Consider the following 15,686-nt stretch of genomic DNA (forward strand, 5'->3'; position numbering starts at 1 on the left):
GGCGACGCTGTCAGCGACGGTCGTCGTCGTTGCGCCACTCGTCGGTAAACATGATGCGCTGCACCACGCGCTGCGGATCCAGGAACACATGGGCCAGGCGGTCTCCGCCATTTTCGCGGAAACGGTAGGTCCAGATGTCGCCTTTGAAATTGGCCACCCCCTCCACCAGCGCCGGCTTGCCGAAGTAGCGGTAGACGCTGTCCTGCGTGTCCACGCCAGGGCGCAGCTGGTGGAAATCGGAAGGGTTGAGCACCTGGCGCACAGACAACAGGCGCTGTCCGCTATCAAAATCAAAGTGATAGATTTGCTGCCCCATGGGCTGGCGGCTGTAGACCCAGCGCTCGCCGCCATCCGGCAGCGGGTTGCGCACCTGGGGCTGCCCCATGTCCTGCAGGATCTGGCTGGCCGGCGTGCCGGGCTTTTGCCATTCGGGCACGGCGCAGGCGGTGAGTGCCAGCGCCACCACGGCCATGCCGGCCGCTGCACACACCCAGCGCGCCAGTCGGTGGAGCACTGGGTGGGCGATCATCCGCGTTCTGCCTCGCGCTGCTGCTTGACCATCTTGGTCTTGATGCGGTTGCGCTTCAGGGGGGACAGGTATTCGACGAAGACCTTGCCCATCAGGTGGTCCATCTCGTGCTGGATGCAGATCGCCAGCAGACCGTCGGCTTCGATCTCGCGGCTCTGGCCCTGTTCGTCCAGCGCCTTGATCTTCACGGCGATGGAGCGCTCCACGCCGTCGTAAATGCCGGGCACCGACAGGCAGCCTTCTTCGCCCAGCTGCTTTTCCTCGCTGGCCCACAGGATTTCCGGGTTGATCAGCACCAGGGGCTGGTCACGGTCCTGCGACACGTCGATCACGATCAGACGCTCGTGAAAATCCACCTGCGTCGCTGCCAGTCCGATGCCATTGGCGTCGTACATGGTCTCAAACATGTGCGCCACCTGGGTGCGGATGCGGTCATCCACCTGGGCCACAGGCTGCGCCACCTTGTGCAGGCGTGGATCGGGATAGCAGAGGATAGGAAGAAGTGCCATGGCAGATGCAAGAACAGATGTCGCTATTTTCGCCACTTTTGCCGCTGGCCGCCATGCAGCCGACCGATAGGCATTGCCCACTCCGGGGCATGGGCTGAAAATTTCCGCTATGGCCCGGTCGTGCGCGGCCCCATTCCACAGTTCTACCGTTCCGCCATGCCCCCCATGGCACGGCCGCCCGCCCACCGCCCTCCCTCACCCAGCACCCATGCCCTCTGCCCTGACCCTGTCGCAAGACGAACTGGCCGCCTGGCTGCGGCTGGCCCTGACCCCAGGCGTCGGCAACGGCGCCGCCCGGCGCCTGCTGGCACGCTTTGGCCAGCCCGGAGCCATCTTCAGCCAGAGCACAGCAGCGCTGCAGAGCTGCGTGCATGCCAGCCAGGCCGCGCAGCTGCACCAGCACCCGCCCGGCTGGGACACCGCCCTGGACACCGCATGGACCTGGCTGCAGAACGCGGGGGCAGCGGAGGCAGAAGGCTGTGGCCGCGCCCTGATCCCACTGGGCGACCCCCGCTATCCCCCGGCCCTGCTGCAGATCGAAGACCCGCCGCTGATGCTCTACGCCCTGGGCCCCGCGGCCTGGCTGGCGCAGCCCGTGCCGCTGCTGGACAGCCGCTGCGCGCTGGCCATCGTCGGCTCGCGCAACCCCACGGCCCAGGGGAGCGAAAACGCCCGCAGCTTTGCCCAGACGCTGGCCCGGCAAGGCTGGTGCGTGGTGTCCGGGCTGGCGCTGGGCGTCGATGGCGCGGCCCACCAGGGCGCACTGGAATCCGCACCGCAGGCGCTGCCGAGCGCCGTGCGCCCCTGCACCGTGGCCGTGGTGGGCACCGGCATCGACCGGGTCTACCCGCGCAGCCACCAGGCGCTGGCCCATGCCATCGTGCGCCAGGGCTTCATCCTCAGCGAATACCCGCTGGGCACGCCGCCGCTGGCCGCCAACTTTCCCAAGCGCAACCGGCTGATCGCCGGCCTGTCGGCCGGCACCTTGGTGGTGGAAGCGGCCGTGGCCTCGGGCTCGCTGATCACGGCACGGCTGGCGGCCGAGCAAGGCCGCGAGGTGTTTGCCATTCCCGGCTCCATCCACGCCCCACAGGCCAAGGGCTGCCACACGCTGCTGCGCGAGGGCGCCAAGCTGGTGGAATCGGTGCAGGACATTCTGGAAGAGCTGCCCGCCGCCCGGCAGGCGCTGGACCGGCTGACGCAGGCGGCCTCCACCCCAACCCCGACCTCCGCGTCCCCCGCCGCTGCGTCGGCCGCCGCAACAGTGCCCCCCAGCCCCAGCACCGCGGCCGAACACCCGGTGCTGGCCGCGCTGGGCTTTGACCCCATGGGCCTGGACCAACTGCAGGGCCGCACCGGCTGGAACACGGCCGCGCTGCAAGGCTGGCTGCTGGAGCAGGAACTGGACGGCCAGGTGGCCCGCCTGCCCGGCGGACTGTTCCAGCGCCTGGTGCGCAGCTGAGCGGCCCGCTGGTGCCGCGCCGGCGTGTGCAGAGCCAGGGCGACCACTGCGGCAATCGGCATCACTGCCCAGGCGCCGCCAGGCCATAGAAAAAGGCACCCGAAGGTGCCTTGGCATCGCGTACGCAGCGAGGGGGTCAGACCACCGCGCCCGAATTCGGGTCGTTGGGGTCGCCTTCCTTGCGCACCGGCGCCTTCACCAGGTCTTCGCGCTTGACGCCCAGCCACATAGCAATGGCGGCGGCCACGAACACCGAGGAGTAGATGCCGAACAGAATGCCGATGGTCAGCGCCAGCGCAAAGTAATGCAGGCTGGGGCCGCCGAAGAAGAACATGGACAGCACCATGGCTTCGGTCGACGCGTGGGTGATGATGGTGCGGCTCATCGTCGAGGTGATGGCGTGGTCGATCACCTCGTGGGTGCTGAGCTTGCGGAATTTGCGGAAGGCTTCGCGGATCCGGTCAAAGATCACCACCGACTCGTTGACCGAGTAGCCCAGCACCGCCAGCACGCCGGCCAGCACCGCCAGCGAGAACTCCCACTGGAAGAAGGCGAAGAAGCCCAGAATGATCACCACGTCGTGCAGGTTGGCGATCACCGCCGCCACGCCGAACTTCCACTCGAAGCGGAACGCCAGGTAGATCACGATGCCCAGCACCACCATGCCCAGCGCCATCAGGCCGCCGTGCACCAGTTCCTCGCCAACCTGCGGGCCGACGAACTCGGTGCGGCGCAAGGTGACCTCCGGATCTTCTGCCTGCAGCGCACCCAGCACCTGCTCGCTTTGCTGGGCCGAGGTGACGCCCTTTTGCACCGGCAGGCGGATCATCACGTCGCGCGAGGTGCCGAAGTTCTGCACCACCACGTCGCTGTAGCCCAGGCTGGCGACCTTGTCGCGCACCTTGCCGATGTCGGCGGTCTGCTGGTAGGCCACTTCCATGACCGTGCCGCCGGTGAATTCCACCGACAGGTGCAGGCCCCGGGTGAACAGGAAGAACACTGCCAGGGCAAAGGTGATGAAGGACACCGCGTTGAGGACCAACGCGTACTTCATGAAGGGAATGTCTTTTCTGATGCGGAAGAACTCCATGGTCTTCCTCCTTAATTGCTGTTGCCGCGGGAGGCCACGGAACGGTGGTCATCGCCCTCGGGCTTCCACACCTGGCCAATGGACACGCTCTTGAGCTTCTTGCGGCGGCCATACCAGAGGTTGACCAGGCCACGCGAGAAGAACACGGCCGAGAACATGCTGGTGACGATGCCGATGCAGTGCACCACGGCAAAGCCGCGCACCACACCGGTACCGAAGGCCAGCAAGGCCAGACCGGCGATCAGCGTGGTCACGTTCGAGTCCAGGATGGTGTGCCAGGCGTTTTCGTAGCCGGCCTGGATGGCCGCCTGCGGCGAAGCGCCGGCACGCAGTTCTTCCCGGATGCGCTCGTTGATCAGCACGTTCGAGTCGATGGCCACACCGATGGCCAGGGCCATGGCGGCAATACCGGGCAGGGTCAGCGTGGCCTGCAGCATGGACAGAATGGCCAGCAGCAGCAGCACGTTCACGCCCAGGGCGATGGTGGAGATCACACCGAACACCATGTAGTACAGGCACATGAAGACGGCAATCGCCACCATGCCCCAGACCACGGAATGGATGCCGCGGTTGATGTTGTCGGCACCCAGGCTGGGGCCGATGGTGTATTCCTCGATGATTTCCATCGGCGCGGCCAGCGAACCGGCGCGCAGCAGCAGCGAGGTGTCGTTGGCTTCCACCGTGGTCATGCGGCCGGAAATCTGCACGCGACCGCCACCGATTTCGGAACGGATCACGGGCGCGGTCACGACCTCGCCCTTGCCCTTTTCGAACAGGATGATGGCCATGCGCTTGCCCACGTTCTCGCGGGTCACGTCCTTGAAGATGCGCGAACCCTTGGCATCCAGCGTCAGATTGACGGTGGGCTCCTGGGTCTGGCTGTCAAAGCCGGGCTGGGCATCGGTCAGGTTCTCGCCGGTCAGCACCACCTGCTTCTTGACGATCAGCGACTGGCCGTTGCGGTCGTTGTACTTCTCGGTGCCGAAGGGCACGGGGCCGGAGCCCATTTCCGCAGAGCGCGCTTCGGAGGATTCGTCCACCATGCGCACTTCCAGCGTGGCGGTGCGGCCCAGGATGTCCTTGGCCTTGGCGGTGTCCTGCACGCCGGGCAGCTGCACCACGATGCGGTCCAGGCCTTGCTGCTGGATCACCGGCTCGGCCACGCCCAGCTCGTTGATCCGGTTGTGCAGCGTGGTCATGTTCTGCTTGAGCGCCTGCTCCTGCACCTTGCGCAGGGCTTCAGGCTTGATGGTGGCGCGCAGCATAAAGCCGTCGCTGCCATCGGGCACATCGCTGGCCTGCAGATCGGGGAACTGGTCGGCAATCAGGTTGCGCGCGGCCGTCAGCGTCGCCTGGTCGCGCACGCGCACTTCGACGGTCTGACCGTCGCGCGAGATGCCGCCATGGCGGATGTTCTTGTCGCGCAGCATGGTGCGCAGGTCGCCGGCCAGGGACTCGGCCTTCTTGGTCAGCGCGGCCTGCATGTCCACCTGCAGCATGAAGTGCACGCCACCGCGCAGGTCCAGACCCAGGTACATGGGCTTGGCGCCCAGGGCGGTGAGCCAGTCGGGCGAACGCGAGACGAGGTTCAGCGCCACGATGTAGGCGGGGTCGGTCGCATCGGTGATCAGCGCACGCTGGATCACGTCCTTGGCCTTGAGCTGGTCGTCCGGCGTATCAAACCGGGCACGGACCGAAGTGCCCTCCAGGGCCAGGTGATCGGTCGGCAGGCTGGCGGCCTGCAAGGCGGTCTGCACTTTCTGCAGCACCGCATCGTCCACCTTGACGGTGGACTTGGCCGACGACACCTGCACCGCAGGCGCCTCACCAAAGAAATTCGGCAGGGTGTAGACCACCCCCACCAGTAGCGCGATCACAATGATCGCGTACTTCCAGACCGGGTATCGGTTCATGCTCGCGCTCTTCTCTCACACAGGGCGTGAGAGGGCAGGGCGCGCCATCGGCCGTCCGGCCCGCTCACAAAAGGGGCTTACTTGGTACCGACGGTGCCCTTGGGCAGCACCTGGACCACGGCGCTGCGCTGCACTTGCACAACGACACCATTGGCGATTTCGATGAACAGGAACTGCTCGTTCAGGTCATTCACCTTGCCCAGCAGACCACCGCCGGTGGCCACTTCGTCGCCCTTGGCCAGGGCTTCCACCATGCTGCGGTGTTCCTTCTGGCGCTTCATCTGGGGGCGGATCATCACGAAGTACATCACCGCGAAGATCGCCACCATCGGCAGCACGTTGGTGGTGAGCGAGGACATCATGTCGCCACCGGCAGCAGCGGCAGGAGCGGTCTGGGCGAAAGCGGAAGAAATAAACACGGAGGAGCTCCAGTTTGGAATGTTCTAGATAAAACGGCTGCCTGCAACCGCAAAAAGTCCCAGGCGAACGGGACATTGTATGCGGCCCTCTCTGGCGGCGCAGGGGCTATTCCAAGCTGGCGGCGGGTTTTTGCCTCCACCGCCGCCGACAGCGGTCCGCAGGCAGGGTAGCCAGAAAAAACTGGCGCAACCGCTCCATGCCGTTGCGCCAGCCACCACCCCACCTTCCCCTCGCAAGCCCTGGCCCGGAGGCCATCGCAGCGCCCTGCCGGCCAGCGGCAGGGCATTTCCTCAGGCGATCAGGCCTGGCGCCACTGCTGCATCAGCTGCGCCCACTTGGGACGGGCGGCCTGCAGATGGCGCTCCTTCACATGGCCGTAACCCCGGATGTCTTCCGGAATGCGGGCGATCTGCACGGCCAGCGGCAGCTTCTCGGCCGTCAGGCCGGCCAGCAGCTCGTCCACGCTGGCCCGGTACTCGGCAATCAGCGCGCGCTCGGTCCTGCGCTCCTCGGTCTTGCCGAACGGATCCAGCGCCGTGCCGCGCAGGCCCTTGAGCTTGGCCAGCACGCCGAACGCACTGCGGATCCAGGGCTGGTAGGACTGCTTGACCAGGTGGCCCTGCGCATCCTTGGCGGCCGACAGCGGCGGCGCCAGGTGGTGCACCAGCTTGTAGTCGCCTTCGAACATGTCCGCGATCCGGGCGGTAAAGGCCGGATCGGTGTGCAGGCGGGCCACCTCGTACTCGTCCTTGTAGGCCATCAGCTTGAACAGATAGCGCGCCACGGCCTCGCTCAGCGCCGTGCTCTTGCCCAGCGCGCTTTCGGCCGCATGCACGCGCTCCACCAGCGCCTGGTACTCGGCGGCATAGGCGGCGTTCTGGTACCCGCCGAGGAATTCCACCCGCTTGGCCACCAGTTCCTGCAGCGAGGGCTTCTTGACGATGCGGATCACCTGCGCCGCCTGGTAAAGCGCCTGCACCTCGGCCAGGTTGTGGGCGCAGCGGCGGCCCCATTCGAAGGCGGCCTTGTTGTTGTCCACCTGCACGCCATTGAGCTCCATGGCGCGCATCAGCGCAGCGTGGGCCAGTGGCACGCGCCCCTTCTGCCAGGCGTAGCCCAGCATCAGCGGGTTGGTGTAGATGCTGTCACCCAGCAGCTGCACGGCCGCCTGTTCGGCGTCGAAGCTGCCGACCAGCCCGGCGCCCACCGCCCCGGCAATCGCGGCTTCGCAGCTGCCGCCAGGGAACTGCCAGTCCGGGTTGTGCACGAAGGCTGCCGTGGGCGTGCCGTGGCTGTTGAGCGCGACAAACGTGCGCCCGCTTTGCATCACCGCCAGCGAGGCCTTGTTGGCCGCCACGATGGGGTCGCACCCGATCACCAGATCGGCCTTGGCCATGTCCACCTTGGTGGTGTAGATGGCATCGGGGCGGTTGGCAATCTGGATGTGGCTCCAGGTGGCACCGCCCTTCTGGGCCAGACCGCCGGCATCCTGCGTGACCACGCCCTTGCCTTCCAGGTGGGCCGCCATGCCCAGCAGCGAGCCGATGGTGATCACGCCGGTACCGCCCACACCGCCCACCACGATGCCCCAGGCCGTCTCGGCCACGGGCAGCACCGGTTCGGGAATGGGGGGCAATGCCGACAGATCGCCCTTCTTCTCCTTCTTGGGCTTTTTCAGCGTGCCGCCTTCGACGGTGACAAAGCTGGGGCAGAAGCCTTTGACGCAGGAGTAGTCCTTGTTGCAGGTGTTCTGGTTGATGCGGCGCTTGCGGCCGAAATCGGTCTCCACCGGCTCCACCGACAGGCAGTTGGACTGCACCGAGCAATCGCCACAGCCCTCACACACCAGCTCGTTGATGACCACGGTCTTGTCCGGCGTGGCCAAGGTGCCGCGTTTGCGGCGGCGGCGCTTTTCGGTGGCGCAGGTCTGGTCGTAGATGATGGCCGTGCAGCCGGGGATCTCACGGAACTCGCGCTGGATGCGGTTCAGCTCGTCGCGGTGGAATACCTCGATGCCCGGTGGCAGGTCGTTCAGCAGCTCCAGGTGCTTGGCGCGCGCCGGGTTGGCGTCCACATGGTGGGTGCGGCCATGGTATTTGCTGGGGTCGTCCGTCACCACCACCAGCTTGACCACGCCTTCGGCCCGCAGGCTGTGGGCAATCTGTGCCACGGAATGGCCCTCGGGCCGCTCGCCGACGGTCTGGCCGCCGGTCATGGCGACCGCATCGTTGTAGAGCAGCTTGTAGGTGATATTGGCGCCCGAGGCGATGCTCTGGCGGATGGCCAGCAGACCGCTGTGGAAGTAGGTGCCGTCGCCCAGGTTGGCAAAGACATGCTTGTCCGTGGTGAACGGGGCCTGCCCCACCCAGGTCACGCCCTCACCGCCCATCTGCGTGAAGGTGCTGGTGTTGCGGTCCGGCATCCAGGTGGTCATGTAGTGGCAACCAATGCCCGCCACCGCGCGCGAGCCTTCGGGCACGCGGGTGCTGGTGTTGTGCGGGCAGCCGCTGCAGAACCAGGGCGTGCGGTCGGCCGTGCCGGCCGGAATCTCGGCCAGCGATCGTTCGCGGGCCGCAATCACCGCCAGGCGCTGCTCCATGCGGGCCTCGATGTCGGCGGGGACGCCCAGCTTCTTCAGGCGCTTGGCAATCGCCTGCGCGATGATGGCGGGCGTCAGGTCGGCCTTGGGGCGCAGCAGCCAGTTCTGGCTGGGGTTGGGCATGCTCCATTCGCCGCCGGAATTGTCGCCTTCCTGCTCGTCGAACTTGCCCAGCACGTTCGGGCGCACATCGTTGCGCCAGTTGTACAGCTCTTCCTTGAGCTGGTATTCAATGACCTGGCGCTTTTCCTCGACCACCAGGATTTCCTGCAGGCCCTGGGCGAAATCGCGGGTGATCGACGCTTCCAGTGGCCAGACCACATTCACCTTGTGCACCCGGATGCCCAACTGGCGGCAGACCGCGTCGTCCAGGCCCAGGTCCACCAGGGCCTGGCGCATGTCGTTGTAGGCCTTGCCGCTGGCAATCAGGCCAAAGCGGTCGTTCTGCCCCTGCACCACGTTGTAGTTCAGCTTGTTGGCCCGTACATAGGCCAGCGCGGCGTACCACTTGTAGTCCATCAGGCGCGCTTCCTGCTCCAGCGGCGCATCGGGCCAACGGATATGCAGCCCGCCCGGCGGCATGACAAAGTCTTCGGGCAGCACGATGTTCACCCGGTCCGGATCGACCGAGATGCTGGCCGAGGACTCCACCACTTCCTGGATGGTCTTCAGCCCGGACCACAGGCCCGAAAACCGGCTCATCGCGAAGGCGTGCAGCCCCATGTCCAGGATGTCCTGCACATTGCTGGGAAAGAACACCGGCGTGCCGCAGGCCTTGAAAATATGGTCGCTCTGGTGGGCGGCGGTGGAGGACTTGCTGATATGGTCATCGCCCGCAATAGCAATCACGCCGCCGTGTTTGGCGGTGCCCGCCATGTTGGCGTGCTTGAACACATCGGAGCAGCGGTCCACACCCGGGCCCTTGCCGTACCAGATGCCGAACACGCCGTCGAACTTCTTGGAGTCAGGGTATAGATCCAGCTGCTGCGTACCCCAGACGGCCGTGGCGGCCAGTTCCTCGTTCACGCCCGGCTGAAAGACGATGTTATTGGCCTGCAAATGCTTTTTGGCGGCCCACAGCGACTGGTCGTAGGTGCCCAGCGGGGAGCCCCGGTAGCCGCTGATGAAACCGGCCGTGTTCAGGCCGGCCTGGGCATCGCGCTGGCGCTGCAGCATGGGCAGGCGCACCAGCGCCTGCACCCCGCTCATGAAGGCACGTCCATGCTGCAGGTCGTACTTGTCATCCAGCGTGACGGTTTCCAGTGCGCGGCGCACGCTTTCGGGCAAGGGGGCGTTCATAGGCCACCTCCACGCACTGCAGCGGCAGTTCCTGCGCCCTGGGCCGGAAGGCGGGGCTCGGCGGGGGCGCGCACGCTGGCGCACCCGGCTTCGGAATAGGCTTTCATCGCTTGTCTCCATGGGCGGCGCAGTGGTCCCGTCTGGAGCGAATCCCGCAGACATGGCCCCGCACCTTTTGTATGTAATTTCGATGATGCGGGTCAAGTGTAGGTTCCACCGCCCGGAAGGTGATTGCTTTCTTTGCCGACTTCCTGCAGTCTTGCGCAAGGATTTTTCTCAGATCTACCAAAAAGTGAACAATCTCGACAAATTCGACCTGGGCATACTTGCCGCCCTGCAGGCCGACGGCCGCCTGACCAATGCCGAGCTGGCCCAGCGCGTGGGACTGTCGGCTGCGCCCTGCTGGCGGCGCGTGCGGGCGCTGGAAGAGGCGGGCTTCATCCGCGGCTACCACGCCGAGATCGACCGCCACAAGATCGGCCTGGGCGTGCTGGCCTTTGTGCGCATCGATGCCGAAATCAGCACCGGCGTGCGCACCCGCGAGATGGAGGAAGCCATCCGCGCCATTCCCGAAGTCGTGTCCTGCCACTACATCAGCGGCAAAGGCATGTTCGAGCTGCAGGTGGTGGCCAAGGACCTGGAAAGCTTTTCGCACTTCACCCGCACCGTGCTGCTGAACCTGCCAAATGTGAAAGACATGCACACCAGCTTTTCGCTGGGCGAGGTCAAGTCCAGCAGCGCCTGGCCGCTGGGCCATCTGCAGCCCAAGGCGCCTGCCAGGGGCTAGCCGCAACCCGCGGACAACGCTGCACTGCAGCACGCCCCGGCCGCGCGGCAAGACCGCCAACTGACTGTCACCAAGGCGTCCGACCGCCTGCACGGCGCGCGGCTTCCAAGCACAATGGCCCGGCCATGTCCGAAGCCTCTCCTCCCCCCTCTTCCGATTCTTCTGGCGCGCACGGCCCTACTGCGCCCGTTCCGCCTGCACCGGCGCCGGCGCCCGCCGGCCAGGTGCTGGAAGACCCGGCCAGCCCGCACAGCCGCTCGCCCCAGGCCAGCAAGCCGGTGTCCACCTGGGCACCGCTGGTGGCTTCCCCCAGCTTCCGCATGCTCTGGGGGGTCACGCTGGCGGCCAATATCTGCATGTGGATGAACGACGTAGCCGCAGCCTGGATGATGACCTCGCTGACCACCTCGCCGGTGCTGGTCGCTCTGGTGCAGACCGCCTCCACCTTGCCGGTCTTTCTGCTGGGCCTGCCCAGCGGAGCGCTGGCCGACATCCTGGACCGCCGCCGCTATGTGATTGCCACCCAGTTCCTGGTGGCCACGGTGGCGGTGCTGCTGTGCATCACCGTGGCCATGGGCTGGATGACGGCACCGCTGCTGCTGGCCCTCACCTTTGCCAACGGCATCGGCACGGCCATGCGCTGGCCGGTGTTTTCCGCCCTGTTGCCGGAGATGGTTAGCAAGGCCCACCTGCCATCGGCCATGGCGCTCAACGGCGTGGCCATGAATGCCTCGCGCATCGTCGGCCCGCTGGTGGCGGGCGCCATCATCGCCAGCCTGGGCAGCGCCTGGGTGTTTGTGCTGAATGCCGTGCTGTCCATCCTCTCCGGCATCGTGCTGGTGCGCTGGAAGCGCCACCAGCCGGAAAACCCGCTGGGCCGCGAACGCCTGCACAGCGCGATGCGCGTGGGCCTGCAGTTCGTCAAGGAGTCGCCGCGCATGCGCGCCGTGATTGCGCGCACCGTGGCGTTTTTCTTCATGTCCACCGCCATCATGGCGCTGCTGCCGCTGACGGCCCAGCGTTTCGAGGGGCACTTTGTCGGCGGCGCCGGCACCTTCACCATCCTGCTGGCCTCCATGGGTGCAGGCGCCATCATCAGCGCCATGTTTCTGCCGCGCCTGCGCCAGGCGCTGGGCGAAAAGCTGGTGATTGTCGGCACCTGCGTGATGGCACTGGCCACGGTGGGCGTGGCCCTGGTGCCGCACCTGCTGCTGGCCATTGCCTGCATGATGGTGGCAGGCATGGCGCTGATCTCCACCGCCAACAGCCTGGGCGTGAAGGCCCAGATGGCCCTGCCCAACTGGGTGCGTGCCCGCGGCATGGCGGCCTACCAGATGTCCATCATGGGCGGCACGGCCATCGGTGCGGCACTGTGGGGCAAGGTGGCCTCGCTGACCAGCGTGCCCACCAGCCTGATGGCCGCGGCCGTCACCGGCGTGCTGGTGATGCTGCTGGTGCAGCGCCTGGTGACCGAGCGCCAGGCGCTGGAAGACCTGAGCCCCTCCAAGGCCTGGATACCGCCTACGCACGACCGCCCCGAAGGCGGCCGCGTGGTGGTACAGATCGAATACCGCATCAACCCCGCCAAGGCCCGGCGCTTTCGCACGCTGATGCAGGAAAGCCGCCGCAGCCGCCTGCGCCAGGGGGCGGTGGGCTGGAGCCTGCTGCACAGCATGGAGCAGCCCGAGCGCTATGTGGAGCAGATCGTGGATGAATCCTGGACCGAGCACCTGCGCCGCTTTGAACGCGTGACGGCCGCCGATGTGGCGCTGCGCGAACGCAAGCTGGCCTTCCATGTGCACGACACCCCGCCGACCGTGCGCCGCTACTTCGAGACGGATTGACCCGGCGGCCCGGCCGCACCGGGTGGCCGATGCCCACAAAAAAGGATGCCCGGGGCATCCTTTTTTATTGCAGCGCAGCATGCTGCCCGAAATGTCTGCACTGGCGAGGGCCTGCCGGATCTGCGGCCCGGGAAGACCTGCGCCAGAGCAAGCGCCCATCGCCTGCGCAGCACCGGCGGCAGCGGAGACTAGCCTCCGCGCACCGGCACGCCCTTGGGCCACAGCACCCAGAGACGCAGGTTCTGCTTGATGCGCCCGGCCAGCTCCCCGGCTTCATGCCCCCAGCCCATGAAATAGTCGGCACGCACGGCACCCACAATGGCGCTGCCCGTGTCCTGCGCCAGCACCAGCCGGCTCAGGCTGACCTGCGGGCCGGTGGAATGCAGCCATACCGGCGTGCCATAGGGAATGCTGCCGCGGTCCACGGCAATGCTGCGCCCGGGCGTCAACGCCACGCCCTGCGCGCCCTTGGGCCCGAAGTTGATGTCCACTCCTTCCAGGGCTTCCTCGCGGAAGAAGACATAGCGCGGATTGCTCCACATCAGCTCCTGGGTACGGCCGGGGTTCTGCGCGATCCAGGCCTTGATGCCCGGCCAGGTGGCATCGCGCACCAGGCCCTGGTCCAGCAGCCATCTGCCGATGCTCTTGTACGGCTGGTCGTTGGTGCCGGCGTAGGCCACGCGCACCTGGCGCACACGGCCGTCGGGCTCGGTGATCTGCAGGCGTCCCGAACCCTGGATGTGCAGCACCATGGCCTCGACCGGATCGTTCATCCAGGCAATGACCTTGCCCTGCAGCGCGGCCTGGGCGGCGGGCAGGGTTTCGATCTGCTGGCGGGTGTACCAGGGGCCGCCCTTGGCGGTGCGGCCGGCCGGCAGAGCGTACAGCGGAATGTTGAATTCGGCCGTGGGCTGGCGGCTGGCGATGATCTGCGGCTCGTAATAGCTGGTCAGCATGCCGTCCACGCGGCCGTCATGGCCTTCCACGCGGTAAGGCTGCAGGCGGGAGCGCAGCCACAGCTGCTGCTCGGCCTCGCTGGACAGGCTCATGCGCCGCACCTCGCCGCACAGCGGCGAAAACGCCGGACTGGGGCGCTCGCAGCTCTTGAGCATGGCGTTCCAGGCTTCGTGCAGGGCGTCCTGCTGCACGCCGGGCAGCTCGGCCCAGCGCACCGGCACCCAGCGGCTCTTGGGCTGCAGGGCCGTGGGCGGCAGCGGCTCGGCGTCGCTGCCATCGCCCAGGGCGATCGAAGGCTCGGAAGGCAATGGGCCGGAACCCGTAGGCTTGGGGGGGCTGGAGCAGGCCACCAGGCTTCCTACAATGACAGCCAACGATGCTCGCAGCAGGAGAGAGAGATTCATGACCCTGATTTTGCTTGAAGCGCTACTGGCTTTGTTGGTATTGGTGTTGATTGTCTGGTGGACCATGTTCTCCGGTCGCCCCAAGGGCGAACGACCGCCGCCGGACGAGCCACCGCAGCACTAGCCTCCGGCGCGGCGACCGCGGCGTGGCACCGGGTGTTGCGCACGGGCATGGTGCATCGCTGCGGCGCAGCATGGCGCTGGCCGCCGGACCGGCCCGCCTGGCCGTGCGGGCGTCCGAGGTGGCTGCGCACACTATGAAAAATCTTCATTGCCCGCAGTGCCAGCGCACACTCCCCCTACCAACGGCCTACACTGCCTCTGGTGTCCTACGTGAACCGGCCCGAGACGCTGATAGCCTCGAGGCATCACGTCACCACAATTTCAGGTCCGCGACGTGGCGATTGCCGCGCCGCCTACTCCACGCAACCTGACTAGGAGTGTTTTTTATGCGTAACAAGATCATCCTTGCAGCCGCCACGGCCGCCGTCCTCACCATCACCGGCTGCGCCAACACTGGCATGAGCGACACCACCCGCCGCACCGCCACCGGTGCCGGCGTGGGCGCCCTGGCCGGCGCCGCCATCAGCGCGGCCACCGGCGGCAAAGCCGGTGTGGGTGCGGTTGCAGGCGCTGCCGTGGGCGGCCTGGGCACCTACATCTGGTCGCAGCACATGGAAAAGCAAAAGCGCGAGATGGAAGCCGCCACCCAGGGCACCGGCGTGGCCGTGACCCAGACGGCAGACAACCAGCTGAAGCTGGACATCCCCAGCGACATCTCGTTTGCCACCGGCAAGTCCGACATCCAGAGCAACTTCGCCCCCATCCTGGACCGCTTTGCCGAAGGCCTGCGCAACAACCCCAACACCGATGTGCGCATCGTGGGCCACACCGACAGCACCGGCACCGACGCCATCAACAATCCGCTGTCGCTGCACCGCGCCGAATCCACCCGCAACTACCTCACTGCCCGCGGTGTGAACGGCAACCGCATCCGTGTGGAAGGCCGTGGCTCCATGCAGCCCGTGGCCACCAACGACACGGCCGAAGGCCGTGGCCGCAACCGCCGCGTGGAAATCTTCGTGGGCGAACGTTCGGCCCAGTAAAACCGTCGGCGCCAGACCACAAAAAGGCCGCAGTCGCGGCCTTTTTGCATAGGGAAACACCTGGGTCGTGGCGGCCATGCGTCCCACCACCCTGGCGGGGCTCAGGCCGCCGGCAACTGGCCGTGGGCACGCAGCAGATTGGCCAGCTCCACCGCCGACTTGACCTGCATCTTGTCAAACACACGGGCGCGGTGCACCTCCACCGTGCGCACGCTGATGTCCAGCTGATCCGCAATCAGCTTGTTGGGCACACCTTCCACCACCAGGCCCATCACGGCGCGCTCGCGCTCGGTCAGCTCGGACAGGCGGGTGCGCACCGTCTCCTGCTGGGCCGCCGCCTCCAGCCACTGAGCCGACACGGCCAGCGCCTGCTCGATGCGGTCCACCAGTCCGTTGTCGGAAAACGGTTTTTCGCAGAAATCAAAGGCACCGCGCTTGACGGTGTCCACCGCCGTGGGCACATCGGCGTGGCCGGTCAGGAAGATCACCGGCATGCGGCCGATCTGGTCCTGGGCCTTGAGGTCGTCAAACAGCGTCAGACCGCTTTTGCCGCCCATGCGGACGTCCAGCAGCAGGCAGCAAGGGGTGCGCGAAGGGCTGTGCGAGGCCAGCATGGCTTCAAAGGCCTCGGCACTGTCATAGGATTCGCTCAGCAGCCGCCGCGAGCGCAGCAGCCAGGCAAGAGCCTCGCGCACATCGGCGTCATCGTCGACGATGTAGACGGTAGCGTTGGGGACTGGTTCCATGGTATCTGTCAGGGGGAGAGT

At 66.6% G+C, this 15,686-nt stretch carries 13 protein-coding genes; 5 read left to right on the forward strand and 8 right to left on the reverse strand.

Translation table 11 applies throughout. The features are described from left to right. Positions 1-10: 10 nt before the first annotated feature. A complete protein-coding gene (locus KW830_RS11255) occupies positions 11-529 on the reverse strand; it encodes an outer membrane protein assembly factor BamE (RefSeq protein WP_172591884.1) in 519 nt (172 codons plus the stop codon). Then, positions 526-1,038: a peptide deformylase gene (def, locus tag KW830_RS11260; RefSeq protein WP_066538116.1), complete on the reverse strand. Its 513-nt coding sequence runs from the start codon at positions 1,036-1,038 to the stop codon at positions 526-528. The genes KW830_RS11255 and def overlap by 4 nt, the downstream gene beginning before the upstream one ends. 226 nt (positions 1,039-1,264) lie before the next feature. On the opposite strand from def, the gene dprA reads away from it, so the two are divergent. Next, positions 1,265-2,500: a DNA-processing protein DprA gene (dprA, locus tag KW830_RS11265; RefSeq protein ID WP_218333468.1), complete on the forward strand. Its 1,236-nt coding sequence runs from the start codon at positions 1,265-1,267 to the stop codon at positions 2,498-2,500. Between the two features lie 136 nt (positions 2,501-2,636). On the opposite strand, the gene secF is transcribed toward dprA, so the two are convergent. The 4 genes from secF to KW830_RS11285 all read right to left on the reverse strand — a co-directional run bounded on the left by secF (position 2,637) and on the right by KW830_RS11285 (position 9,821). Further along, complete coding sequence (gene secF, locus KW830_RS11270; protein ID WP_066538119.1) at positions 2,637-3,590, reverse strand: protein translocase subunit SecF; 954 nt, start codon at positions 3,588-3,590, stop codon at positions 2,637-2,639. 11 nt (positions 3,591-3,601) lie between these two features. Then, positions 3,602-5,503 carry a protein translocase subunit SecD gene (gene secD / locus KW830_RS11275; protein ID WP_218333229.1) on the reverse strand — a complete coding sequence of 634 codons (1,902 nt, stop codon included), beginning with the start codon at positions 5,501-5,503 and terminating at the stop codon, positions 3,602-3,604. Positions 5,504-5,580: 77 nt separating this feature from the next. Then, the gene (gene yajC / locus KW830_RS11280; RefSeq protein ID WP_066538126.1) at positions 5,581-5,922 is read right to left on the reverse strand and encodes a preprotein translocase subunit YajC; all 342 of its coding nucleotides are present in this window, start codon (positions 5,920-5,922) and stop codon (positions 5,581-5,583) included. 299 nt (positions 5,923-6,221) lie between these two features. Then, positions 6,222-9,821 carry an indolepyruvate ferredoxin oxidoreductase family protein gene (locus KW830_RS11285; RefSeq protein ID WP_218333230.1) on the reverse strand — a complete coding sequence of 1,200 codons (3,600 nt, stop codon included), beginning with the start codon at positions 9,819-9,821 and terminating at the stop codon, positions 6,222-6,224. Positions 9,822-10,113: 292 nt separating this feature from the next. Between KW830_RS11285 and KW830_RS11290 the strand changes: the two genes are divergently transcribed. Next, positions 10,114-10,608, forward strand: coding sequence for an Lrp/AsnC family transcriptional regulator (locus KW830_RS11290; protein WP_066538402.1), 495 nt, complete (start codon positions 10,114-10,116; stop codon positions 10,606-10,608). Positions 10,609-10,733: 125 nt separating this feature from the next. Further along, on the forward strand, positions 10,734-12,452 hold the full coding sequence (locus KW830_RS11295; protein ID WP_218333231.1) for an MFS transporter: 1,719 nt from the start codon (positions 10,734-10,736) through the stop codon (positions 12,450-12,452). A gap of 188 nt (positions 12,453-12,640) precedes the next feature. On the opposite strand, the gene KW830_RS11300 is transcribed toward KW830_RS11295, so the two are convergent. Then, positions 12,641-13,813 (reverse strand): murein transglycosylase A, encoded by a 1,173-nt coding sequence (locus KW830_RS11300; protein ID WP_066538135.1) that lies wholly within the window; start codon positions 13,811-13,813, stop codon positions 12,641-12,643. Here KW830_RS11300 and KW830_RS21330 point away from each other — a divergent pair. Beyond that, entirely contained in the window at positions 13,812-13,937 is a 126-nt protein-coding gene (locus tag KW830_RS21330) for a hypothetical protein (protein WP_255503409.1), read from the forward strand. The two genes, KW830_RS11300 and KW830_RS21330, sit on opposite strands and share 2 nt — an antisense overlap. A gap of 325 nt (positions 13,938-14,262) precedes the next feature. Continuing rightward, entirely contained in the window at positions 14,263-14,919 is a 657-nt protein-coding gene (locus KW830_RS11305) for an OmpA family protein (protein ID WP_066538137.1), read from the forward strand. A gap of 101 nt (positions 14,920-15,020) precedes the next feature. Here the strand turns inward: KW830_RS11305 and KW830_RS11310 are convergent, their stop codons facing one another. Beyond that, positions 15,021-15,665, reverse strand: coding sequence for a response regulator transcription factor (locus KW830_RS11310; RefSeq protein WP_066538139.1), 645 nt, complete (start codon positions 15,663-15,665; stop codon positions 15,021-15,023). Positions 15,666-15,686 lie beyond the last annotated feature (21 nt).

It is taken from the genome of Comamonas sp. CMM03, from assembly GCF_019218715.1.
Taxonomy (GTDB): domain Bacteria; phylum Pseudomonadota; class Gammaproteobacteria; order Burkholderiales; family Burkholderiaceae_C; genus Comamonas; species Comamonas terrigena.